This is a genomic window from Jiangella endophytica (assembly GCF_003427025.1).
Classification (GTDB): domain Bacteria; phylum Actinomycetota; class Actinomycetes; order Jiangellales; family Jiangellaceae; genus Jiangella; species Jiangella endophytica.
Genome location: NZ_QVAI01000015.1, coordinates 160,674 through 183,852 on the forward strand (window position 1 = coordinate 160,674; position 23,179 = coordinate 183,852).

Here is a 23,179-nt window from a genome sequence, read left to right on the forward strand (position 1 = left end):
CGGAGTGCCAACGCCCCAACGAGGAGGAGCATCGATGATGCTGGTCGTATCGAACCAGGTCGGAGCGGCTGCGGCGGGCCAGAACGGGAACACCTCCCATCCATTCGGAGAGACGCCTGCGTCCGCGCGGCCGCACACATGGTGGCACTGGATGAATGGCAGCGTCAGGGCCGGAGGCGACCCAGGGCACGCCGGGGCGGTCACCGCGAACGACCCGGTGTACTTGTACAGCGTGGCGTCGGCGTACGCGCGCGGCATCACGTCGACCGACGGGGAGAACCGCATCCGCGGCCAGGCCGGCACAGGGAACCGTGACGAGTGTGACGACCGGAGGATCGCCCCACGCGGATCGCGAGCCGATGCACGGAACCGATCGTAAGGAGCAGACGATGCAGAAACGTGTCTCGGCCCTGCTGGCGGGGATCATCACGGCCGCGGTCGTGACGACGGGCGCGGCTCTGACGCCACCGGGCGGCGGCGCGGTCGCCGCCGCGGCCGTCGCGAGTCCCGGACCGCTGGAATGCGGCGTTCCGGACGAGAGCGGTGACCTGGACCAGCGGCGCGATGCCGTCCTGGACACCGTCGAGGTCGGCTCCACCTGGGCCGGGCACTATGTCGGCCAGGCCCTGCTCACCGCCGGCGACGATCAGTACGTCGGGTACTACGACGAGAACCGGCAGCTGACCGTGGCCCATCGCCGGCTCGGCACCGAGGACTGGACCCGCCAGCGTGTGGACACGAATATCGGGTGGGACAGCCACAACTACATCACCATCGCCACCGACCGGGCCGGGAACCTGCACGTGACCGGCAACATGCACAATCACCGGCTGCGGTACTGGCGGACGACCATCCCGGGCGATGTCACCTCGCTGGAGCGCGTGGACACCATGGCCAATCCGGAGTTGGAGAGCTCGGTCACCTATCCGGTCTTCCTGGAACTCGCGGACGGAACCCTGGTGTTCCGGTACCGGGAAGGCTCCAGCGGCGACGGCGTCGACGTCTACAACGAGTACGACGAGCAGAGCCGGACCTGGAACGCGCTCCTGGAATCGCCGTTGCTCAGCGGCGAGGGCGAACGCAACGCGTACGCCGCCAAGCCGCGCCTCGGACCCGACGGGTTTTACCACATGGTGTGGGTGTGGCGGGAGACCTACATCGCCTCCACAACGAACAACGTCTCGTACGCGCGCAGCGCCGACCTGGTGAACTGGGAGACCAGCGCGGGCGAGGCGCTGGAGCTGCCGATCACCCGCGCGACCGGCGACGTCGTCGACCCGATTCCACCCGAGGGCGGCGTCATCAACAACAACGTCCAGGTCGGCTTCGACGCCGACGGGGCACCGGTCGTCGCGTACCACAAGTACGACGAGGCGGGGAACACCCAGATCTACGTCGCCACCCCGGACGATTCCGCGGATGGGTGGCACAACGTCCAGGTCAGCGATTGGACCGGGGCATGGGAGTTCTCCCAGGGCGGCACCCTGGTCTTCGAGGTGGAGCTCTACTGGGCGCCGCAGGTGACGGCCGACGACACCCTCCGGCTGGACGTCACCTGCCACGGTGAGGGACGGACCTTCGTCCTCGACGGGCAGACGCTCGAACCGATCCAGGAGGTCGCCACCCCACCCACGGAGCCGGCGTCGGTGTCCGAGGTCCGGTCGGACTACCAGCATCCGTATCCCGGCGAGGGCGGCGCGCAGGTGCAGGTGAACCTCAACGACGACTCGGGCGCGTCCGGATCCTTCCACGCTCCGCCGCTGACGCTCGGGCCGGACGAGGTCCGGCGCAACCTGATCCGCTGGGAGAGCCTGGGCGAGAACCAGGACCGGCCCCGCCAGGCGTGGCCACCGGCGCAGCCGCTCGAGGTGACCGTGCTCGGCACCGCGGACGCCTGCAAGGACGAGGGTTGGCGCACCTTCACCAACCCCGGCTTCCGAGGCCAGGGAGACTGCGTGCGGCACGTCTACCGTCAACTCCGCCCGTAGGCCGTCGACGCTTCGGGCCGCCGGATGGCTACCGCGGCCACGTGGCCGCCGAACCGGACACCCGGCTGACCACCGACTGCGAGATGACCAAGGCCGCTGGAGACGATGGCAGCGACGTGGCGGGCGAGCAGATGATCTCCCGCGACCGTTCCATCACGCCGAAACTGATGTGTTAGCCGCCGTGGTCGATGACGACGTCGGCGCCATTGTGGTGACGACGAACTCTGCGGCACCGTCCTGGCGGCCGGTCGGCTCGTCGGCGACGTCATCGTGACGACGCCGACCCGGACCATTCGGTGTTTCGTCCAGGATCGACCACCGCATCAGGTGGTCGATCCTGGACATTCCCCCCGGGACAGCACGCACGAGCCCGTCCATCCAGCTGGTGAACCGGACCGGCTGCGTCCAGTACGGCAACACGCAGGTCATCAGGGAGAACTTCCCGACCATCAAGCGTTGGCTCGAGGGCTACCACTCCGGTGTGCTGCACGCGGACTACCCCGGGCTCACGAGCCGCACGTCGGGCAACGCCGACCACGTCAGCATGGACGACAACACCGGGCCGCACATGGTCGGGCAGGCGATGTATCTGTACTACCTGCAGATCTCCGCCGAGATGGCCGACATCGTCGGCGACGGTGAGTACGCCGACACCCTGCGGCAGCGCTTCGCGCAGGGCAAGGACAGCTTCAACAGGCTGTACGTCGATCCGCAGACCGGCTTCACGCTGAACGCCACTCCGGGCGACACCCTGATCAGCGGCAGGACCCTGCAGGACCCTGCAGGACCCTGCAGGACTCGCAGGCCTCCTACGCGACGCCGCTCAGCCTCGATCTGTTCAGCGACGAGCTGACGGTCCAGGTGGGGCCGAACGCCGGCCTGACCTACAAGGAGTTCGCCGTCCAGCGCCTCGCCGAGCTGGTTGCGGACCCGTCGTTCTCCAGCCCGTCCCCGGCGGCGACTCAATCTCCGTCGAGGGCAGCTTCCCGTCCAGCTACGGAGACATCCACTCCAGCTGGACGGCCGAGGACGGCAGACGGCCTGCTCACCAGGCGGGAACAGCAGGCGATTCTGCTGGCCGCATCCCGGTCGGACATCGGCCGAGGAGGTGCCGCCCGAGACCGATGAGAAGCGCGACGGGGGCGACGCGTTCCGCTACGCGTCGTCCCCGTCCCGCCGGCCAGGGCGAAGAGGCGAAGGCCACGAGCGGGGTGACGACAACCCAGCGGGGAGGGGTCGCCTACCGGCCCCGCGGCCGCCACTGGTGGTGGACGCGGTGGACATCGAGGTCGTTGCGGGGATCGGCGCCCTGGTCGATGGAGACGGCGACGTCGTCGAGCCGGAGGCCGGACACGCCGACGATCCGGCCCAGCTCACGGGCGGTGACGGAGACACGCTGGAACCGGATGCCGCGCATCGGGCTCTCCGGGTAGCCGTCGAGGTCGAAGGCGAGGGACGGGCCGTCGTAGCCGGGGTCGAGGCCGGCCCGGACGTCGGCGAGGGTGAGCCCGTCGACATCGGTGAGCGGTGTCCCGGCCGGGGGTGGTGTCGCCAGCACGTGCCACCACGGCGGGATCTCGCCGGTGAAGTCCGCGGGGATCTCGATGGCGTTGAACCACGGGTACCAGTTGAGCGCCAGGCTGAACGGGAACGCGACGTTGCGCATGGTCGAGTCGCGGAACTCGACGCCACGGACGAACCCGCTGCGCGACCGCGACGACTTGATCCGGAATCCGTAGTCGGTGCCGGTGAACTCCAGGCCGTGGAAGCGGACGTCCTCGATGCCGCCGGACAGGTCGCTGCCGAGCGCGACGCCGAGCCCTTCGCCGATGCGGCAGTTGCGCACCTCGACGTCGCGGCAGATCCGGCCCACGCGCAGACCGTCGGCGTCACGCCCCGACTTCAGCACGATGTTGTCGTCGCCGCAGTCGATCGAGCAGTTCTCGACCAGCACCCCGATGCAGGAGTCGATGTCGATGCCGTCGGTCGACGGGCCGAAGCTGTCCTCGATGGTGATGCCGTCGACGTGGACGTCGCGCGAGTAGCACAGGTGCACCGTCCAGAAGGGGGACCGGCGGATGGTGATGCCCTCGATGGTGACGTCGCGGCACTCGTGCACGAGCAGCACCCGCGGCCGCCGGACGTCGTAGTCGGCGGCCCACCGCAGGCCGCGGCCGTCGTACTCCGATCGCAGGCCGCCGGTGCCGTCGGGGCCCCAGTAGCGGTCCCACCAGAACTGCCCGCGTCCGTCGATGCCGCCGGTCCCCGTGATGCGCAGGTCGTGCCGGCCGAACGCGTTGAGGATGGCGGCGGGTCCGTCCATCTCGATGCCCGCGACCCGGGAGAACACCGTCGGGTAGTGCTCGTCGCCGGTCGCGGCCACCAGCTCCGCGCCGTCGCCGAGGTGGAACTCGATGCCGGAGGCGAGGAACAGGGCGCCGACCAGGTAGCGGCCCGCGGTGACGGTGACCCGGCCGCCGGTCTTCGCCGCGGCGTCGATGGCGTCCTGGACGGCGGCGGTGTCGAGCGTGACGCCGTCGCCGGCCGCGCCGTGGTCGCGCGGGTCGAAGTCGATGTGGTCCACGATGCTCCTCGGGATCGATGGGCAGGCCGGATCGGGGTCGGCGTCAGGCCGGCGCCGCCTCGGGCCAGGACGCGACGGCGTCGCGCAACCGGGCCCGAGCGGCGTCGGTGAGCGGCGAGTGCGGGGCGCGGACGTCGCCGGCCTCGACACCGTGCCAGCGCAGCAGCTCCTTCAGCACGGCCACGTTGAAGCGGCCGCTGCCCTCGGCGCGGATCGCCTCGATCGTGCCGATGCCGTCGCGCAGCAGCTCGCCCAGCCCGGCGAGGTCGCCCCGGCGGGCGGCGGCGTGCACGGCGAGCGCCGCCTCGGGGCGCACGTTGGCGATGCCCGACGTGAAGCCGAGGACGCCCAGTGCGGCGAACGCGGGCACCCGTGACTCCGCCAGCCCGTTGATCCACACGCAGTCGGCCGGTGCGTCGTTCAGCAGCGCGGCCAGCGTGAACAGGTCCTCGCGGGCGTACTTCACGGCCACGATGCGGGGGTGCGCCACGAGCCCGGCGAGGTCGCGCCCCGTCATACGGGTGGAGCGCAGATAGAGGACGACGGGGAGGGGGGAGCGGTCGGCGACCTGCTCGTAGTACGCGACCAGCCCGGTCCCGTCGCCGAACGGGTCGGCCGGCTCGTGCACCATGACCGCGTCGTAGCCGAGCCCGCCGGCGAACTCGGCTTCGTCGAGCAGCGTCCCGACGCCGCCGGCGACGCCGGCGATCAGCACTGCCCGCGTCCGGCCGGCCGCGACGGCGCGCAGCAGGCCGCGCCGCTCGCCGGTGTCGAGCTGCTGCATCTCCGCGGTGTTGCCCAGGGCGGTGAGGGCGTGGATGCCGGCGTGGTCGGCGCGGGCGGCGATCTCGGCCGCGACGTCCTCGTTCACGCCGGTCGTGCGGTCGCGGTACGGCGTGACCAGGACGACGGTGACGCCGTCGAAACCTGGGCGGCTCATGCGACCGGTCCCGGCGCCAGGAGCTCGATCTCTGCCGTCGCCTGCCGTGCCTGGGCCGTCAGGCCGCCGTCGATGGTCAACACCTGACCGGTCACGTAGGCCGCCTCGTCCGAGGCGAGGAACGCGACGGCGGCGGCGACCTCGGCGCCGGTCCCCGCCCGACCGAGCGGGATCGGCGAGGCCTCGCGCCGTCGCACCTCATCGGTGAGCGTGTCGTGCCGGTCGTTCACGATGGCGCCGGGCGCCACCGCGTTGACCCGGATGCCCGACGGCGCCAGCTCGAGGGCGGCGGCGCGGGTGAACGCCTCGACCGCACCCTTGGTGGCGTCGTAGGCGACGGCGTTGCGATGCGCCTTGGTCGCGCCGACGGAGGAGATGTTCACGACCGACGAGCCCGGCGGCATCACCCGGGCGGCGGCCGCCGTGCACAGGTAGACGCCGCGGGCGTTGACGGCGAAGCTGCGGTCCCATGCGTCGATGCCGAGGTCGGCGAACGGCACGCGGCCCACCATGGGCACCGCCGCATTGTTCACCAGCACGTCGACCCCGCCGAGCGCCGCGACGACGGCGTCGGTCAGCTCGGCCACGGCGGCCGGGTCGGAGACGTCGGCCTCGACGTCGAGCGCGGTGTGCCCGTCGGCGCGGAACCGTTCGGCGACGGACCGCGCCTCGCCGGCGACGATGCCGTTGACGGCCACGCTCGCCCCCTCCGCCGCGAACCGCGCGGCGATGGCCAGCCCGATGTTGCGCGTGCCGCCGGTCACGATCACCCGCTTCCCAGCAAAACGTCCCGGCCAGATCACGAGGTCCTGCTCCTCACTCGGTCGATGACGGCGTCCACCGTCACGGCGTCGGTTCCTGCGGTGTCCCAGCGCAGCGGTCCTGCCACCGCCGCCAGCCGCTCCGGGTCGATCGCCAGGCCGAGCCCCGGCCCGTGCGGCACGACCAGCCCGCCGTCGCGGTACTCGACCGGCCGCTCGACCACGTCGCCGGCGTACAGCAGCGGGCCGACGGGGTCGCACGCCACGGACGCGGACTCCGTCGCGGCGCCGAAATGCGCCGCCGCGGCAGTGCCGATGGACAGCTCCTGGGTGGTTCCGACCAGGCAGCGCAGCCCGGCGGCCTCCGCGATGGCCGCCACGCGTCGCGCCGGTGTGATGCCGCCGAGCGCGAACAGCCCGACGTTGAGCACGTCGACCGCCCGGGCCGCCACCAGCTCCAGCGCCCAGGCGCCGTCGTAGACGTGCTCGCTCACCGCCACGAGGGTGCGCCGCCGGACGAAGGCCAGGCCCTCGGCGTCACGTTCGCGGGCAGGCGCCTCGACCAGCTCGTAGTCCAGTTCACGGGTCCGCTCGACGAAGCGGGCGGCGTCGACCGCGTCGAGCAGGTTGGAGAAGTCGAGGGACTTGATGCGCAGCCGGTCGCCGAAGCGAGCCCGGGCCGAGCGCAGGAATGCCTCGTCGAGCTCCGGGTGGCGCCCGACGTAGACCCGGAACAGCGAGAAGCCCTGATCGAGTCGGGTCGCCACCAGCTCCAGGTTGGCCTCGACGTCGGAGGCACGCTGCTGACGGAAGATGGGGTACGCGACGGCGAGCGAGGACCGCACCGGGCCGCCGAGGAGGTCGCTGACGCTGCGGCCCTGTCGTTTCCCGCGCAGGTCCCACAGTGCGATGTCGACGCCGCACTTGATGACCGCGCCCTTGTCGTAGAGATGACCGGCGGACGGGAAGGCGGCCTCCAGCCGGCGGGTCGCCTCGTTCGCGGCCTCCACCTCGAGGTTCTGGAGCAGCGCGCCGAGGGTCCGTTCCAACTCGGCGACGTCGACGTGGAACCGCGGCAGGTGCTGGAAGTCGGACATCTCGCCGATGCCCGTCAGTCCGTCGTCGGTGTGCAGCTCGACGATGACGTGTCCGCAGATCAGACCGGTCGTCCTGGGGACGTTGACCGGGGTGAGGCGGACCTCGCTGATCCGGCTCATCGCTGGCTACTCACCGGCGTCGGGGGTGCGGTCGAGGTTGCGCAGCAGCGCGGTCGCGTACCGGGTGATGTGCTCGCGCAGCAGCCGCTCGGCGCGGCCCGCGTCGCCCTGCTCGAAGGCGTCGAGGATGGCGGCGTGCTCCAGGCCCTCGGTGTCGAAGGTCGCCTGGGCCCGCCAGCCGGCGGTGGCGATGAACGTGTTCAGTACCTGGATCTTGTCGAGGAAGTCGATCAGCAGCGGGTTCTCGCAGGCCGCGTAGAGCTCGCGGTGGAACCGCCGGTTCGTCAGCCCGAGCTTGGCCGGCTGGTCGGTGCGGAGCAGAGCCTGGGCCTCGGTCAGTGCCTGTCGCGCGGCCGGGTGCGTGCCCGGCTGGCGCTGCTCGACGGCCATGCGGACCGCCGTCGGCTCGACGGCGGCGCGTGCGGCGGTGACGTCGCGGACGGTGGTCGCGTCGAGTGTGCGGACGCTCATGCCCTGGTAGGAGTTGACGACGACCAGGCCGCTGGACTGCAGCTGCTTCAGCGCCTCGCGGATCGGCGTCTTGGACACGCCCAGCATGGCCGAGAGCTCGCGCTCCACCAGTGCGGTGCCCTGCGGCAGCGTGCCGTTCAGGATCGCCTCCAGCACGGCGTCGCGGACTCGGTCGCCACGGGAGATTGGCCGCTCGAGTGGCAGCGACCGGGCCTGTCCCTCGGAGGGCGCGGTGAACGTCATGGCGAGATCTTACGGTCTTGCGATACCAGAGTTCAACTCGTCGACAGGGCTCGCACTCGCTGTACTTGCGACTCTGAACAGCATGTCTGTGGATCGCGATCACGCGCGTGCGCCATTGCGACTGCTGAATTTCGGTCGTGGTATCGCACGATCCTAGAGTCGTGCCATACTGCCGCCTACACACGGACCGCTGGCTTCAAGGAGGAAGCGTGCGCGATCGGGAGACACCGCGGTGAGCGCGCTCGGCGAGCTGCGGGCGCTGAGCAGACGTTCCCGCAGGGACGGCCCACGGGTCAGGCACCGCGACAACCGAGCGGCGTATCTCTTCCTGCTGCCCTGGTTCGCCGGCCTGCTGTTCGTCACCGCGGTGCCCATGCTGGCGTCGCTCTACTTCTCCTTCACGAAGTTCAACCTGCTGCAGCCGCCCCGGTTCATCGGGCTGGACAACTTCACGCGGATGTTCCATGACGAGCGGTTGTGGGCGGCGCTGCGGGTGACGTTCACCTACGTCCTGGTCTCCGTGCCGCTCCAGCTGGTACTCGCGCTGCTGCTCGCCGTCGTGCTCGACCGGGGCGTGCGCGGGCTGGCGATCTACAGGTCGGTGTTCTACCTGCCGTCGCTGATCGGCGGCAGCGCCGCGATCGCCGTCCTGTGGAAGCAGATCTTCGGAGCCGAAGGCCTCGTCAACCACGTGCTCGCGTTCTTCGGCGTGCCGGGCGAGAGCTGGGTCGCGAACCCCAGCACGGCCCTCTCCACGCTCATCACCCTCGGGGTCTGGACGTTCGGTGCGCCGATGGTGATCTTCCTGGCGGCGCTGCGGCAGATCCCGGTCGAGTACCTCGAGGCGGCCGAGATGGACGGGGCCGGCCGGGTGCGGCGGTTCTGGAGCATCGTGGTCCCGCTGCTCACGCCGATCATCTTCTTCAACGTCGTGCTGCAGATCATCGGGGCGTTCCAGTCGTTCACCCAGGCCTACATCGTGTCCGGCGGCACCGGCGGACCGGCCGACTCGACGCTGTTCTACACGCTGTACCTCTACACCAGCGGCTTCGCGAACCTCGACATGGGCTACGCCTCGGCGCTCGCCTGGCTGCTGGTCGTCATCATCGGCGCCTTCACCGCGGTCAACTTCTGGGCCGCGAAGTCGTGGGTGTTCTATGACGACTGAGCTGCGGACCCCGCCGAGGGTGAGCGAGGGCCCATCCCGCCGTTCGGACCGAGCGCTGCGGCGCGCCTCCGGCGAGGCGCGTGGCCGCCGGCTGCTGCGTCACGTCCTGCTGATCCTCGCGGCGATGGTCATGTTGTACCCCGTCCTCTGGATGGTCGCGGCCTCGCTGCGGCCGACCGACGAGATCTTCCGCGATCCCAGCCTGCTGCTCGACGACATCGACCTGTCGAACTACGCCGATGGCTGGTCGGCGCTGTCGCACCCGTTCAGCGTCTACCTGCTGAACTCGATGATCGTCGTCATCGGGAGCATCCTGGGCAACCTGGTCTCCTGCTCGCTCGCGGCCTACGCCTTCGCGCGGCTGGACTTCCGCGGCAAGCGGGTGTGGTTCGCCATCATGCTCGTCTCGATCATGCTGCCGGTCCACGTGGTGATCGTGCCGCAGTACTTCATCTACTCCGAGCTGCACTGGGTCAACACGTTCATTCCGCTGATCCTGCCCAAGCTGCTGGCCACGGATGCGTTCTTCATCTTCCTCATGGTCCAGTTCATCCGCGGCATCCCGCGCCAGCTCGACGAGGCTGCGCGCATCGACGGCTGCGGCCACCTGCGGATCTTCGCGCAGGTGCTGCTACCGCTCATGGTTCCCGCGCTCGCCACCACCGCGATCTTCACGTTCATCTGGGTCTGGAGCGACTTCTTCACCCAGCTGATCTTCCTGACGAAGCCGGAGAAGTACACGGTGCCACTGGCGATCCGCGCCTTCATGGACGTCTCGTCCGGCACCAACTGGGGCCCGATGTTCGCCATGAGCGTCGTGTCGCTGATCCCGGTCTTCCTCGTGTTCCTCCTCGGACAGCGCTTCCTGGTCCGGGGCATCGCCACCACCGGCGGCAAGTAGCCGCGCCGCCGTCCCACGGGCTCGATGAAAGGACGTCACACCATGACCGCAAGGTTCCGCCGCACCGTCGCGGCGAGCGCGCTCGCTGCCGTCGCGGTGATGCTCACCGCCTGTTCCGACACGACCGACAGCACGTCCGGCGAGGACGGCGCGATCACGCTGACGATGACCTGGTGGGGCAACGACACCCGGCTCGAGAACACGCTCGCGATCATCGACGCGTTCGAGCAGGCCCACCCGGACATCACCATCGAGCCGACCTACTCCGACTACTCCGGGTACTGGGACAAGCTCGCGACGCAGACCGCGGCCGACGACACCCCGGACATCGTGCAGATGGACGAGATCTACCTGAGCACGTACGCGCGGCAGGGCGTGCTCCTGGACCTGTCCGCGCTGGAGGACCAGTTCGACCTGTCCGGCTACCCGCAGTCGGCGATCGACTCCGGCAGCGTCGACGGGACGCTGTATGCGCTGGCCTCCGGCGCGGCCTCCTACGCGTTCGTCGCCAACACCGGGCTCTTCCAGCAGGCCGGGGTCGAGATCCCGGACGACACCACGTGGACCTGGGACGACTTCCTCGCCCTGACCAAGCAGCTCAGCGAGAAGGGCGGCGGCGACTACTACGGCTTCGCCAGCTCGTTCGGGTACGACGAGGGCTCCCTGCGGCTGTGGTTGCGCGAGCAGGGCGAGACCCTGTTCGACGCCGACGGCCAGGTCGCGGCGTCCGAGGACGCCGTCGCCGGCTTCTTCGACTACTTGACGCAGCTCGTCGAGAACGGGTCCACGCCGCCGGCGTCGACGCTGCAGGAGGGTCAAGGCGTCGGGCTCTCGGAGACCTTCCTCGCCACGAACCGGGTGGCGATCGGCTCGTTCTGGAACAGTCAGCTCAGCGCTCTGAGCGACGCCAGTGGCTCGCCGCTGCAACTGCTGAGGTTCCCGGAGTCGCAAGGCAGCGACTACCTGAAGCCGTCGTCGTTCTGGGTCGGGTCCGGCCGCACCGACCATCCGGAGGCCGTCGCGCAGTTCATCGACTTCATGGTGAACAGCGAGGAGGCCGCCGACCTCCAGCTCACCGAGCGCGGCATCCCGCTCAACGAGAACGTGCGCGCCCACATCGCGCCGAAGCTGTCCGAGGTCGACCAGGCCGCGGTGGAGTACATGGACGGGCTCGAGCTGGGCGACGCCGAGCCGGTCACGCCGCCCAACGGCAGCCAGCTGGTCCCGATTCTGAGCCGCTACGCCGAGCAGGTCGTCTTCGGCCAGACCTCACCGCAGGACGCCGCCGCGGGCTTCCTCGGCGAGCTGGGGGACGCCATCGCGAACGGCTGAACCGGCCCGCGCTCCGGGTGGCGCTGGGAGCCGCCGCGCGGAGGTATCGCCCCGTTCGTGATCGAATGGCGGCTGTGGCGGTGAGCGGTGGCTGACCCGGACATGGCGCGTGACCCGCGCGCCATGTCCGAGTCAGCCGATCCGCCCTTGTGGACGGCGGACTTCCGCCTGTTCTTCGCCGCCCGCACCAGCTCTCTGCTGGGCGACGTGATGCTTCCTGTCGCGATCACCGCCGCCGTGCTCCGAGCGGGGTACGGGGCGAGTGGCGTGGGCTATGCACTTGCCGCGCTGATCGCGCCGTTCGCCGCGCTGATCATCTTCGGCGGGGTGTTGTCCGATCGCTTCGGCGCGCGGCGGTTGATGGTTCTCTCGGACGCGGCGCGACTGTGCTTCCAGTCGGTGCTCGCGCTGCTGTTCCTGGTGGGCACGCCGGAGCTGTGGCAGATCCTGGTACTGCTGGCCCTGGTCGGGGCGGGCAGCGCGATCTTCCAGCCGGGAGTCGCCAGCATCACCCCCCTCATCGCTCACGACGTGCAGAAGGCGAACGCCACCCTGCGCATCTCCGAGTCCGTGACCGCGGTGATCGGCCCGTCGCTGGCCGGCCTGCTGCTGGTGGTCTCCTCACCGGCGGCCGTGGTCGCGCTCGATGCGTTGACCTTCGCGGTGAGCGGGGCCTGCCTGCTCCGGCTCCGCTCGGTCCCGATGGGCCCGGCCGGGCGCGGCGACGTGTCGTCGTCGTTCCGAGCCGATCTCGTCGAGGGATGGCGGGAGTTCCGAGCCAGGACCTGGCTGTGGAGCGTCATCGTCGTCTACATGCTCTGGCAGCTCGCCGGGGCCGGCCCCACCATGACCCTCGGCTACAGCACGCTCGTCACCGAGCACGGATCGGCGACGTTCGGCCTGGTCATGTCGGCGCTCGGGGCGGGCAGCGTGCTGGGCGGGCTCGTCGCGATCAGGCTCCGCCCGCAGTATCCGCTCCGGGCCGGCGCCCTCGCCATCATCCTCTGGACGCTCATGCCGCTGAGCGTCGCGCTCGGCCTTCCGGCACCCCTCGTCGCCGCGTGCTATGCGGTGAGCGGTGCGGGTCAGGCGTTCTGGATCGTCATGTTCCACACCAGCGTGCAGACGCACATCCCGCAGGACGTACTCGGCCGCGTGCACGCGTACGACGCGGCCGGCTCGCTGGTGATGAAACCGGTCGGCCAGGCGGTGGCGGGGCCGCTCGCGGTCATCGCCGGCACGGTGCCGCTGCTGTTCGTGTCCGCGACCATGGCGCTCGTCACCTGCGCCTTGCTGCTCGCGATCCCGGCCGTGCGCGACCTGCGGCGGGCGGAGCGCTGAGCCGTGCTTCGCGGCGGATCCACTGGAGCAGGGTGGGGTTGCCGACCGTGGTGATGACGCCGACGGTGCTGCGGAGGCGGCGGTCGTCGTCCAGGAGAGCCAGCATGCTGGCGGCCAGGTCCACGCGGGCGGTGAACCTGCCGTCGGCGTGACCCTCGACCACGGTGTAGTCGGTGGCCGACGGCAGGTGGTAGAGCCCGCTCGGGCGCACGATCGTCCAGCCCAGGTCGCTCTCGCGGACCAGCGCCTCCACGCGCCGCATGTCGTCGTACAGCGTCCTGCCCAGCACCCGCGTCACGTAGGGCAGCAACACCCGGTTGAACAGGAATCCGCCGTCGGAGTAGGGGCGCGGGTCGACCCGCCTCCGGATCGAGCACGTCGGCGCCGACCACCTCGAGCCGATCGCGACGCAGCGGAAACGAGTCCGGCCGCCGGGTGACCGCGGTGACCTCGTGGCCGGCGGCGAGTGCCCGGCCGGTGAGCAGGCGGCCGGTGGGACCGTTGGCACCGAAGACGGTGATGCGCACGACGGCTGTCCTTTCGGTTCGCTGTTTGCGGTCAGACCGATCCGCGGCGGGCCTGCTGGGTCTCGCGCAGGACCGCCCAGCCATTCGCCACGGGTCCCACATGCCCGAGCTTGTCGGGGTTGCTCACCGTGCGGATCGTCTGGATCTGCCCGTCGACGATGTCGAGCGTCCAGGTGTTGACGACCTTGCCGTCGCGGTCGCGGAAGATCGCGCCCGGCTGGCCGTTCACCTGGTGCGGTTCCACGACACCACCGATCTGGACGAACGGCGGGAGCAGGGCGGCCAGCACCCGGGTCACCTGTTCGGCGCCGAAGAAGCCTCCGGCCCACTGCGGGCCCTTGCCGCCGCTGTCCGCGATCAACCGCACGTCAGCGGCCAGCAGCTCCCGCAACCGATCGACGTCCCCTTCGGTGAAGGCGTCGAAGAGCTGCGTCGCCAGTGCCTCACGCTCGCGCCGGTCGGCCTCGAACCGGGGCCGGCCCTCGTTCATGTGACGGCGCGACCGCACCACCAGCTGACGGCAGGCCGCCTCCGAGCGGCCCACCGCCGAGGCGATCTCGCCGAAGCCGAACCCGAACACCTCCCGCAGCACGAACACGGCGCGCTCCAGCGGGGACAGGCGCTCCAGCAGCAGCAGGGCCGCCGTCGAGACCGAGTCGGCCAACTCGGCCGAGCGCTCGGGGTCGGAGTAGGGGTCGGTCAGCAGCGGCTCGGGGAACCAGTGCCCGACGTACTCCTCGCGCCGGACGCGGGCCGAGCGCAGGACGTTGATCGAGATGCGGGTCACCACGGCGGACAGGAACGCCTTGGCCGACGCGGGTTGTGCGGCGGAGGCGTCCCACCGCAGCCAGGTCTCCTGAACCGCGTCCTCGGCCTCGGTCACGCTGCCGGTGATCCGGTAGGCGATCGAGAACAGCAGCGGCCGCAGTTGTTCGAATTCCTCGGCCCGGGTCACGCCAACTCTTCCTGGAAGCCCTGCCGCCACGAAGGATGGCGCAGCTGCCAGCCGAGCTCCCGCTTGGCCTTCGCGTTGGCGAACCCGCGCCCCTCGGTCATCATCACGACCGCCTGATCCCCGGCCAGCATCCGGGCCAGCCACACGGGGATCCGCCGCGGCCGCTTCGCCCCCGCGCACGCCGCCAAGTGGGGCAGCCACTCACTGGCCGGGGCCGGTTCGTCGTCGACGATGTTGAACACGCCGCGGACCTTCTGTTCCACGGCCAGGACGGTGGCGCTCGCCGCGTCGTCGAGATGCACCCACGAGCTGTAGCCGCTGCCGCGCCCCACCAACGGGTACTGCCGCTTGCGCACCAGCTCGACCTGGTCGTCGACGGCGCCCGGCCCGTAGAACGCGCCGTAGCGCAGAACCGCACCGCCGGCCTCGAGGACCACGTTCTCGACGTGTCGCAACGCCTTCAGCCCGACGTGCGCCGCCGTCCCCTCGAGCAGGTCCAGCGGGTCCTGCTCGGTCTTCACCCACCCGCCCTCGCGGATGCCGTTCCACGAGGCGTACCCCTGCGCGACGACCTGGGAGACGCCGATCGCCTCGGCCGCGGCCAGCAGGTGATCGGTCCCCTCGGTGCGCAGCCGGTTGGTGATGGCGAACCAGCGGTCGGGGTGCTTGATATCGGGTTTGCCGGCATGCGTCGTGGAGATCGCGGTCATCTGGTGCACGATCGCGTCCGGCCGGGCGTCGGCCACCGCCTCGCCGACCGACGCCGCATCCAGCCCGTCCATCACCACGCCGTCCGCGCCGAGCCGGGCCAGCTGGTCCAGCTTGGCCGCGCTCGTCGTCGTGGCCGTCACCTGGTGGCCGCGGGTCACCAGCTGTGGCACCAGCCGCCGCCCCAACACCCCGGTCCCGCCTGCCACGAACACCCGCATGACCCTCACCATCCCGTCGCGACCTTCTGCCTTCGCTACCCGAGACAAGACAGCCCCGTCGCCTGTGACATGGCGGGAAGAACGATCGGGAGAACACCGCCGTACCAGGCCCAGGAGTCCCGGGTCAGACACCGGCCGCAAAGGAGCGGGGTGATCACCTGCTCGCCGCCGTGCCTGCCCGCGCGACGTGCTCCCGCGGCATCCCCAGGACGGAGGCGGGTGAGGGGCGCTGACCTTCGCCCGTGGTGACGGCGAGGCGCTCCCGGCTGGCGCTCGGTCCGGCTCGATCACCAGGGCACGTCCTCGCCCGCTCACGTCGTGAAGGTGCCGCGCGGGCCCTCCGGCCCGCGCTGCTCGCCTCGCACGCCGCCGCGCAGGTGCGCATCCTGCCGGCAGGACGGGCGCGGCGACCCGAGAGGTGAGGGCATGGACCCCAGCACGGGCGTGATGAGTTGATCGAGTGCCGGGTATGTCCAAGGTCGTGCCGCCGTCGTAGCGTGAGAATCGTCGTGCCCTCGTACGACGACGCTTGTCAGTACACCAAACTCAGGGGGGTGAGCTGCGATGCCCACATTCGTCAGCTTGATCAATTGGACTGATCAGGGTGTCCGTCAGTCCAGGGAGTCGCTCGACCGAGCGAAGGCCGCCGGTGAGCTGGCCCAGCGCATGGGTGGCAACCTCAAGGAGGTCTACTGGACCGTCGGCCCGTACGACATCGTCTCGATCGCCGAATTCCCCGACGACGAGTCCGGAACCGCCTTCGCGCTGGCGATCGCCGCGCAGGGCAACATCCGGACAACGACCCTCCGCGCTTTCGACGCCGACGAGATGAGGGGCATCGTCGGAAAGCTCGGCTGAGCGTGTCGTCGCCGTCAACCGCAACGGCAACACCACAGCGCTCGCCCGGCGGACTCGCCAACCAGCCTCCCTGCCGACCAACAACGGTCAGCGCAGAAACGCCGGTCGATCCTCATTAGGGTGTGGCCATGGTCCCTGATGGCGACGGCGCATGACGGTCCTGGTGCTCGGGGGCACGGCCGAGGCACGTGAGCTGGCCGTCCTGCTCCGGGACGGCGGCGTCGATTTCGTGTCGTCGCTGGCGGGTCGCGTCGCCCGCCCGCGGCTGCCGGTCGGCGCCGTGCGGATCGGCGGGTTCGGTGGAGTGCCCGGGTTGCGCTCGTACCTCGGGGAGGCGCGCATCTCGGCCGTCGTGGACGCGACCCACCCGTTCGCGACGGGCATGAGCGCCAACGCGCTGGCCGCGTGCTCCGCCGGCTCCGTGCCGCTGCTGCGACTGGAGCGACCCGGCTGGTCCGGGGCTCCAGATGCCGAGCGCTGGCACTGGGTCGACGACCACGACGAGGCGGCCGCGCTCACCGCGGAGCTGGGCCGGCGTCCCTTCCTGACGGTCGGACGTCAGTCGCTCGACCGGTTCGCCGGGCCCCTGGCCGGCGTCGCCGCGCTGGTCAGGGTGGTCGACGCGCCGGACATCGAGGTGCCGCGTGCCTGGACGGTCCTGCGGAGCCGGGGGCCGTACCCGCTCGACGCGGAGCGTGCGCTGATGGCCGAGGTGGACGTGCTGGTGACCAAGGACTCGGGCGGGTCCTACACCTGGTCCAAGATGCGGGTCGCCGGCGAGCGGGGGATCCCGGTCGTGATCGTGCGGAGGGCGGCGGCTCCTCCCGCACTGGAGGTCGTCCATGATTCCGCGGCCGCGGCCGCGTGGGTCGCCGCGCGGCCGCCGCGCTGAGGTCAGGTGAGACCGGGGACGTCCGCGACGGCGCCGATGACCGCCACCGCGGGTGGCGCGATGCCGGCGGCGGCCTCGTCGATCGTGGCGAGCGTGGCGCGCACGACACGCTGACTGGGCATGGCGCCGTCGGCGACGACGGCGGCGGGCGTGTCCGCAGCGAGCCCGCCGTCGGCGAGGGCGGCGCAGATCGCGCTCAACGTGCGCACGCCCATGAGCACCACGATCGTCGTGCCGGACGCGGCGAGCGCGGCGTAGTCGATCGTCGAGCCGGGGTGGCCGGGTGGCACGTGACCGGAGATGACGGCGAAGCCCTGTGCCAGGCCCCGGTGGGTCACCGGGATGCCCGCGAGGGCCGGCACCGCGGTCGCCGACGTGACGCCGGGGACGACCCGCGTCTCGATGCCCGCGCGGTGGCAGGCGAGCAGTTCCTCGCCCCCGCGGCCGAACACGTGGTTGTCGCCGCCCTTGAGGCGCACGACGTGCCGGCCGGACGCGGCCCGCTCGACCAGGAGCTGGTTGATCGCTTCCTGGCTGGTCGAGCGGCCGCCCGGGATCTTGGCGACATCGATGATCTCGGAGCCGGGGCGGGCCCACGCGAGCGCGGCCAGCGGGGCCAGGCGGTCGGCGACGATGACGTCGGCGGCCTCGATCGCCGCACGGCCGGCCACGGTCAGCAGCCCGGGGTCGCCGGGACCTCCTCCGACCAGGGTCACCGATCCGGTGCGGTGGAGGTGGTCGGCCGGTGCCCCGTCGGCGGGTTCGCGCAGCACGACGCTCGTGCCCATGAGGTCGTCGATGTCCGGGTCGCGGGCCTGCCAGCTGATCAGGCCGCGGCCGGCGAGGTCCTCGATGGCCGGAGTCACCGACGGCGCGATCACCGTGACCTCGGCGCCGTCGGCGAGCAGCCGGGCGATCTGGCCGGCGGCACGGACGTCGCCGCCGATGACCAGCGCGCGCGTCCCAGGGGTCAGGTCCACGGGCCCTCGATCCGTAGCGTCGCCAGCAACTTGCGAGTGGTCTCGGGGCGGCGGACCGCGATGCGCACCCACGTGTCGTCGAGGCCCGGAAAGGTCCCGGCGCGGCGCACGGCGTATCCCGCGGACCGGAGCCGGTCGCGGGCACCGGCGCCGAGCTGGGCGAGCACGAACGGAGCCGCCGCCGGGACGTGCCGGACGCCCAGCTCGGTCAGGCCGTCGGTCAGGACGCGGCGGTGCCGCCCGATCGTGGTCGTCCGCCGCTCGGCCTCGGCGAGCGCGTCGTCGGCCGAGGTCGCGATCATCGCCGCGATGGCGCCACTCGACACCGACCATGGCGCCTGGTGACGGCGCAGCTCGGCCAGGAGCGGCGGGGACCCCAGGACGTACCCGGCGCGGACGCCGGGGATCGACCACAGCTTGGTGAGGCTCCGGACGACGAGGAGGCCCGGGTCGGGGATCGCGGCGAGGGAGTGCTGCTCGTCGGGGACCGAGTCCATGAACGCCTCGTCGACCAGGACCACCCGGCCCGGGCGGAGCAGGCGGCGCAGGGTCTGGCCGGGGTGCAGCACGCTCGTCGGGTTGGTGGGGTTGCCGATCACGACGAGGTCGGCGTCCTCGGGGACCGCCGCGGAGTCGAGCGCGAAGCCGCCGCCCGGGTCGAGCAGCACGTGTTCGGGGTGGTGTCCCGCGGCTGCGAGGGCGACATCGGGCTCGGTGAACTGCGGATGGACCACGACGGGCCGGCGCCACGCACGTGCCCGGGCGACGAGACCGAAGGCCTCGGCGGCTCCGGCGGTGGGGAGCACCTCCTCGCCGGGACGGCCGTGCCGCCGGGCGATCGCCGTGGCCGCGGTGGCGGGGTCGGGGTAGGCGCCGACGTCGTCCAGGCTGCGGGCCAGCGCGTCGGTCAGCCACGCCGGCCGGGCGGCGTCGTGGACGTTGACCGCGAAGTCGACCAGCCCGTCGGTGAGCTCCTGGTCGCCGTGCCACCTCAGCGCGTCCGGGGACGGCGCCGTCGTCGTGGCCGTCGCCGGAGGGAGGCTCACCTCGGGCCGGGCCGCCCTGGGCACATGGGCGTGGACGGCGTCGGCGAAGCGCTGCGCCACCCGCGGGTGGCCGGCCCAGTGCGTGTGGAGGTACGACGCGTGCAGCGTGGCGGAGCCGAATCCGGACGGCCGTCCGTCGACCAGCCAGGCGGGGTTCGCGTACGCCGGCGTCACCGTCGTGCGGTGGAACTCGTGGCCGGTGACCCGGGTGCCCGCGACACCGGTCAGCTGGTCGGCGGGGACGACGGCGGTCCGGTACGACAGGGTGAGCCTCGGCGTCATGGCCGCGTCGGCGTCGAGGACCCCGACCATCGGCCGGCCGTCGATCGAGCGGCAGAGGTAGAGCAGCCCGGCGCACTCGGCGACGGCCGGCACGCCCGACTCGACGGCGGCGCGCAGGGCGCCGCGCAACGGCTCGTTGGCGGCGAGGCCCGCGGCGTGCACCTCGGGGAACCCGCCGCCGAGGTAGAGCCCGGCCGTGCCCTCGGGCAGCCGTTCGTCGGCGAGCGGGTCGAACGTCACGATGTCGCAGCCCGCGGCGCGCAGCAGCTCCTCGGTCTCGGCGTAGCGGAAGGTGAACGCGCGCCCGCCCGCCATGGCCACGACCGGCCGCCGGGCGGACGCGGCGCTGATCTGGGCCGCCGGTTCCCACGGTGCGCCGTCGAGATCGGGTGCCGAGCGGGCCAGCCCGAGCAGCAGCGGAAGGTCGACCTTCTCGGCGATCTGCCCGGCCAGCCGGTCCAGCGCACGGGCCGCGTCGGCACGCTCGCCGGCGGGCACGAGGCCGAGGTGACGTGACGGCGCCACGATGCCGTCGTCGCGGTGCAGTACGCCGAGCACCGGCAGACCGGTCGACTCCAGCGCGCCGGCCACTTCCTCGGCGTGCCGGGACGATCCGGCCTTGTTGAGGACGACGCCGACGATGCGGACCGACGGGTCGAAGGCGACCATGCCGTGCACGACGGCGGCGATCGACCGCGAGGCGTGCGAGACGTCGACCACCAGGACGACGGGTGTCCGGGTGACTGTGGCGACGTGCGCCGTCGACGCGAAGCCCTCGCCGCCGAGCTGCCCGTCGTACAGGCCCATGACCCCCTCGATGATCGCGAGGTCGGCGGCGCGGGCACCGTGCAGGAGCAACGGGATGAGGCGTTCCTCGCCCACGAGATGCGGGTCGAGGTTGCGGCCGGGCCGGGTGGTCGCGAGGGCGTGGTAGCCCGGGTCGATGTAGTCGGGCCCGACCTTGTGGCCCGAGACCCGGTGGCCCGCCCGGGACAGCGCGGCCATCAGGCCGGTGGCGATCGTGGTCTTGCCATGGCCGGACGCGGGCGCCGCGACGACCAGCCGGGGCAGCGTCACCATTCGATGCCTCGCTGCCCCTTCTGACCGTTGTCGAACGGGTGCTTGACGTGCTGCATCTCGGTGACGAGGTCGGCGATGCCGATCAGGCGCGGATCGGCGCGCCGCCCGGTGACGACGACGTACTGGCGGCCGGGACGGTTGACCAGCGTGTCGACGACGTCGTCGACGTCGACCCAGCCCCAAGCCATCGGATAGGTGAACTCGTCGAGGACGTAGAGGTCGTGGGTCTCGGCGGCGATGCGGCGCTTGACCTCGGCCCAGCCCTCGGCGGCGTCGGCGGCGTGGTCCTCCTCGGCGCCCTTCTTGCGCGACCAGGACCAGCCCGAGCCCATCTTGTGCCATTCGACCGGTCCGCCGGCGCCGGTGTCGGCGTGCAACTCGCCGAGTCGTTCGAGCACGGTCTGTTCGCCGATGCGCCACTTGGCCGACTTGACGAACTGGAACACGCCGATGTTCCAGCCCTGGTTCCACGCGCGCATGGCCAGACCGAAGGCGGCCGTGGACTTGCCCTTGCCGTTGCCGGTGTGGACCATGACGAGCGGCCGGTTGCGGCGCTGCCTGGTGGTGAGGCCGTCCTCGGGCGTGGCGAGTGGCTGACCCTGGGGCATCAGGCGGCCCTCTTCACGACGTCGGTGAGGTCCGCGGCGCTGACCTCTCCCAGCGCGACGTACTCCGCCATCAGGTGGGCGGCGAGGTCGTGGGCCAGGCCCATGCGGAACCTCCCGGTCTCGCAGTCGACGACCAGGCCGGCGACGCCGGACTCCGCGAGGTGGGCGGCGACCTGGTGCGCCCGGCCCAGCGCGTCGGGCCCGTACGTCGCGCGTCCGTCGGTGACGACCACCAGCAGGGGACGCCGGCGAGGGTCGCGCACGCGCTCGCGCCGCAGGACGTCCGCGGCCTGCAGCAGCCCTTCGGCCAGCGGCGTGCGGCCGCCGGCGGGCAGCTCACCAAGCCGTGTGGCGGCGATGTCGACCGAGCCGGTCGGGGGGAGCGCGAGCTCGGCGCCGTCCTGGCGGAACGTGATGAGCCCGACCTTGTCGCGCCGCTGGTAGGCGTCCATCAGCAGCGACAGGATCGCGGTCTTGACCTGCTCCATGCGGCGGCGCGCGGCCATCGAGCCCGACGCGTCGACGCAGAACAGGATGAGGTTGGACTCGTGGCCCTCTCTTACCGCGAGCCGCAGGTCGTCGGCGCGGAACGCCAGGCCCGGACCCTGGCGGCCTCGGACCCGCTGATGCGGAGCCGCGGCCCGGATGGTCTCCAGCAGATGGATCGACCCGCCCTGGCCGGTACGGCGTTCGGCACCGACGCGGCGGCCGGTGTCGGTGATGGCCCTGGACCGCCGGCCCGACTCACCCGCGCCGGTGCCGGCGACCGTGAACAGCTTGGGGCGGTACGGCTGCTGCGGTGCCGCGACCGTGACCCCCGACGAGTCGCCGGCCCGCGGCTCGGCGTCGCGGTCGTCGGGGGAGTGCCGGTCGGACGGGCGGGGTGGGCTGCCGCCGTCGGCGGAACCAGGTCCGCCGGGGTCGGAGCCCTGCCCAGGTGGCGTGGCCGCCGGCTCGTCCGCGGACGCCGGGTCGTGGTCGCCGTCCGGCGCCGGCTCGGGCTCCGGGTCCGGGGGCCGCTCGTCGGCGGCCAGGATCTGGTCGAGGAGGTCCTCGTCGATGCCGGGCGCGTCGAACGGCTTGCGGCGACGTCGGTGGGGCAGGGCGAGCCGGGCGGCCGCCCGGATGTCGTCGCGCAGCACGCCGGTGCGGCCGTTCCACGCGGCGTGGGCGGCGGCGGCACGGGCCGTGACGATGTCGGCGCGCATGCCGTCGACCTCGAACGCGGTGCAGACCTCGGCGATCTTGAGCAGCGCCCAGTCGCTGAGATCGACCTGGTCGACGAGCTTCTGCGCGGCCTCGATGCGATCGGTCAGCCGCGCCTCGTCGTCGGCGTGACGCGCGGCGAAGGCGTCGGGGTCCGCCTCGAACGCGAGCCGCCGGCGGACGACCTCGACGCGGGCCGCCGGGTCGCGTGGCGCGGTGACCTCGACCGTCAGCCCGAACCGGTCGAGCAGCTGCGGCCGCAACTCACCCTCCTCGGGGTTCATCGTGCCGATGAGGACGAACCGCGCGGCGTGCTCGACCGAGACGCCGTCGCGCTCGACCGTCGAGCGCCCCATCGCCGCGGCGTCGAGCAGCAGGTCGACCAGGTGGTCGTGCAGCAGGTTGACCTCGTCGACGTAGAGGATGCCGCGGTGGGCGCGGGCGAGCAGCCCCGGCTCGTACTCGGTGACGCCGTCGGCGAGGGCCTTCTCCAGGTGCAGCGAGCCCAGCACGCGGTCCTCGGTGGCGCCGACGGGCAGCTCGACCAGGCGCACCGGGCGCGTCTCGACGTCGGCCCCGGCGTCGAACGGGCCGTCGGGCGACAACGGGTTCGATTCGCGCGGATCCGTCGAGAACCGGTCGCCGCTGACGACGTCGATGGGCGGCAGCACCGACGCGAGCGCGCGCACCATGGTCGACTTGGCGGTGCCCTTCTCGCCGCGCACGAGCACACCGCCGATGGACGGTGAGATCGCCGAGAGGGTGAGGGCCAGCGCCATGTCGTCGGAGCCGACGACCGCGCTGAACGGATAGTGCTGTGGCATCTGGGGCTCCCGCTCGGTCTGCCATCGGTGGCCGACACGGTCGCGT

At 71.7% G+C, this 23,179-nt stretch carries 20 protein-coding genes and 2 pseudogenes; 10 read left to right on the forward strand and 12 right to left on the reverse strand.

Going from position 1 to position 23,179, the window contains the following annotated elements; genetic code table 11:
* Positions 1-389 precede the first annotated feature (389 nt).
* From DZA62_RS26080 to DZA62_RS37690, 4 genes and pseudogenes are all read left to right on the forward strand, one after another.
* The gene (locus DZA62_RS26080) at positions 390-1,988 is read left to right on the forward strand and encodes a BNR repeat-containing protein (RefSeq protein WP_116951868.1); all 1,599 of its coding nucleotides are present in this window, start codon (positions 390-392) and stop codon (positions 1,986-1,988) included.
* A gap of 41 nt (positions 1,989-2,029) precedes the next feature.
* Positions 2,030-2,164, forward strand: coding sequence for a hypothetical protein (locus DZA62_RS37330; protein ID WP_269813930.1), 135 nt, complete (start codon positions 2,030-2,032; stop codon positions 2,162-2,164).
* Positions 2,165-2,373: 209 nt separating this feature from the next.
* Positions 2,374-2,841, forward strand: a complete 468-nt coding sequence (locus DZA62_RS26085; protein ID WP_157987919.1) for an alpha-L-rhamnosidase-related protein — start codon at positions 2,374-2,376, stop codon at positions 2,839-2,841.
* Positions 2,768-3,010 (forward strand): annotated as a pseudogene (locus DZA62_RS37690) (alpha-L-rhamnosidase C-terminal domain-containing protein); the annotation flags it as partial. The gene DZA62_RS26085 and the pseudogene DZA62_RS37690, both read left to right, overlap by 74 nt.
* A 218-nt stretch (positions 3,011-3,228) precedes the next feature.
* Here the strand turns inward: DZA62_RS37690 and DZA62_RS26090 are convergent.
* From DZA62_RS26090 to DZA62_RS26110, 5 genes are read right to left on the reverse strand one after another with little or no spacing between them, the layout of a single operon-like run.
* A complete protein-coding gene (locus DZA62_RS26090; RefSeq protein ID WP_116951870.1) occupies positions 3,229-4,572 on the reverse strand; it encodes a glycoside hydrolase family 28 protein in 1,344 nt (447 codons plus the stop codon).
* 43 nt (positions 4,573-4,615) lie between these two features.
* A complete protein-coding gene (locus DZA62_RS26095; RefSeq protein WP_116951871.1) occupies positions 4,616-5,512 on the reverse strand; it encodes a dihydrodipicolinate synthase family protein in 897 nt (298 codons plus the stop codon).
* Positions 5,509-6,315 carry an SDR family NAD(P)-dependent oxidoreductase gene (locus DZA62_RS26100; protein ID WP_116951872.1) on the reverse strand — a complete coding sequence of 269 codons (807 nt, stop codon included), beginning with the start codon at positions 6,313-6,315 and terminating at the stop codon, positions 5,509-5,511. The genes DZA62_RS26095 and DZA62_RS26100 overlap by 4 nt, the downstream gene beginning before the upstream one ends.
* Complete coding sequence (locus DZA62_RS26105) at positions 6,312-7,490, reverse strand: mandelate racemase/muconate lactonizing enzyme family protein (protein ID WP_116951873.1); 1,179 nt, start codon at positions 7,488-7,490, stop codon at positions 6,312-6,314. The genes DZA62_RS26100 and DZA62_RS26105 overlap by 4 nt, the downstream gene beginning before the upstream one ends.
* 6 nt (positions 7,491-7,496) lie before the next feature.
* Positions 7,497-8,204 (reverse strand): GntR family transcriptional regulator, encoded by a 708-nt coding sequence (locus tag DZA62_RS26110; protein WP_116951874.1) that lies wholly within the window; start codon positions 8,202-8,204, stop codon positions 7,497-7,499.
* A gap of 232 nt (positions 8,205-8,436) precedes the next feature.
* Between DZA62_RS26110 and DZA62_RS26115 the strand changes: the two genes are divergently transcribed.
* The 4 genes from DZA62_RS26115 (at position 8,437) to DZA62_RS26130 (ending at position 12,946) form a co-directional block, all read left to right on the forward strand.
* Entirely contained in the window at positions 8,437-9,372 is a 936-nt protein-coding gene (locus DZA62_RS26115) for a carbohydrate ABC transporter permease (RefSeq protein WP_198664200.1), read from the forward strand.
* Positions 9,362-10,273 (forward strand): carbohydrate ABC transporter permease, encoded by a 912-nt coding sequence (locus tag DZA62_RS26120; protein WP_116951875.1) that lies wholly within the window; start codon positions 9,362-9,364, stop codon positions 10,271-10,273. Before DZA62_RS26115 ends, DZA62_RS26120 begins: the two co-directional genes overlap by 11 nt.
* A gap of 42 nt (positions 10,274-10,315) precedes the next feature.
* Positions 10,316-11,605: an ABC transporter substrate-binding protein gene (locus tag DZA62_RS26125; protein ID WP_116951876.1), complete on the forward strand. Its 1,290-nt coding sequence runs from the start codon at positions 10,316-10,318 to the stop codon at positions 11,603-11,605.
* A gap of 123 nt (positions 11,606-11,728) precedes the next feature.
* Positions 11,729-12,946 (forward strand): MFS transporter, encoded by a 1,218-nt coding sequence (locus tag DZA62_RS26130; protein ID WP_198664202.1) that lies wholly within the window; start codon positions 11,729-11,731, stop codon positions 12,944-12,946.
* Here the strand turns inward: DZA62_RS26130 and DZA62_RS37695 are convergent.
* The 3 genes and pseudogenes from DZA62_RS37695 to DZA62_RS26145 all read right to left on the reverse strand — a co-directional run bounded on the left by DZA62_RS37695 (position 12,885) and on the right by DZA62_RS26145 (position 15,357).
* Positions 12,885-13,473 (reverse strand): annotated as a pseudogene (locus DZA62_RS37695) (NAD(P)-dependent oxidoreductase). The gene DZA62_RS26130 and the pseudogene DZA62_RS37695 overlap by 62 nt on opposite strands.
* A gap of 31 nt (positions 13,474-13,504) precedes the next feature.
* On the reverse strand, positions 13,505-14,428 hold the full coding sequence (locus DZA62_RS26140; protein ID WP_116951878.1) for an RNA polymerase sigma-70 factor: 924 nt from the start codon (positions 14,426-14,428) through the stop codon (positions 13,505-13,507).
* Complete coding sequence (locus DZA62_RS26145) at positions 14,425-15,357, reverse strand: NAD-dependent epimerase/dehydratase family protein (protein ID WP_116951879.1); 933 nt, start codon at positions 15,355-15,357, stop codon at positions 14,425-14,427. The genes DZA62_RS26140 and DZA62_RS26145 overlap by 4 nt, the downstream gene beginning before the upstream one ends.
* A gap of 564 nt (positions 15,358-15,921) precedes the next feature.
* On the opposite strand from DZA62_RS26145, the gene DZA62_RS26150 reads away from it, so the two are divergent.
* Positions 15,922-16,215 (forward strand): GYD domain-containing protein, encoded by a 294-nt coding sequence (locus tag DZA62_RS26150; protein ID WP_116951880.1) that lies wholly within the window; start codon positions 15,922-15,924, stop codon positions 16,213-16,215.
* A 151-nt stretch (positions 16,216-16,366) separates the two neighbouring features.
* Entirely contained in the window at positions 16,367-17,107 is a 741-nt protein-coding gene (locus DZA62_RS26155; protein ID WP_116951881.1) for a cobalt-precorrin-6A reductase, read from the forward strand.
* A 2-nt stretch (positions 17,108-17,109) separates the two neighbouring features.
* Here the strand turns inward: DZA62_RS26155 and cobA are convergent, their stop codons facing one another.
* From cobA to DZA62_RS26175, 4 genes are read right to left on the reverse strand one after another with little or no spacing between them, the layout of a single operon-like run.
* The gene (gene cobA, locus DZA62_RS26160; protein WP_116951882.1) at positions 17,110-18,087 is read right to left on the reverse strand and encodes a uroporphyrinogen-III C-methyltransferase; all 978 of its coding nucleotides are present in this window, start codon (positions 18,085-18,087) and stop codon (positions 17,110-17,112) included.
* A complete protein-coding gene (locus tag DZA62_RS26165; RefSeq protein WP_198664204.1) occupies positions 18,078-20,495 on the reverse strand; it encodes a cobyrinate a,c-diamide synthase in 2,418 nt (805 codons plus the stop codon). The genes cobA and DZA62_RS26165 overlap by 10 nt, the downstream gene beginning before the upstream one ends.
* Positions 20,489-21,103 carry a cob(I)yrinic acid a,c-diamide adenosyltransferase gene (gene cobO / locus DZA62_RS26170; protein ID WP_116951883.1) on the reverse strand — a complete coding sequence of 205 codons (615 nt, stop codon included), beginning with the start codon at positions 21,101-21,103 and terminating at the stop codon, positions 20,489-20,491. The genes DZA62_RS26165 and cobO overlap by 7 nt, the downstream gene beginning before the upstream one ends.
* Positions 21,103-23,133: a magnesium chelatase subunit D family protein gene (locus DZA62_RS26175; RefSeq protein WP_116951927.1), complete on the reverse strand. Its 2,031-nt coding sequence runs from the start codon at positions 23,131-23,133 to the stop codon at positions 21,103-21,105. Before DZA62_RS26175 ends, cobO begins: the two co-directional genes overlap by 1 nt.
* Positions 23,134-23,179 lie beyond the last annotated feature (46 nt).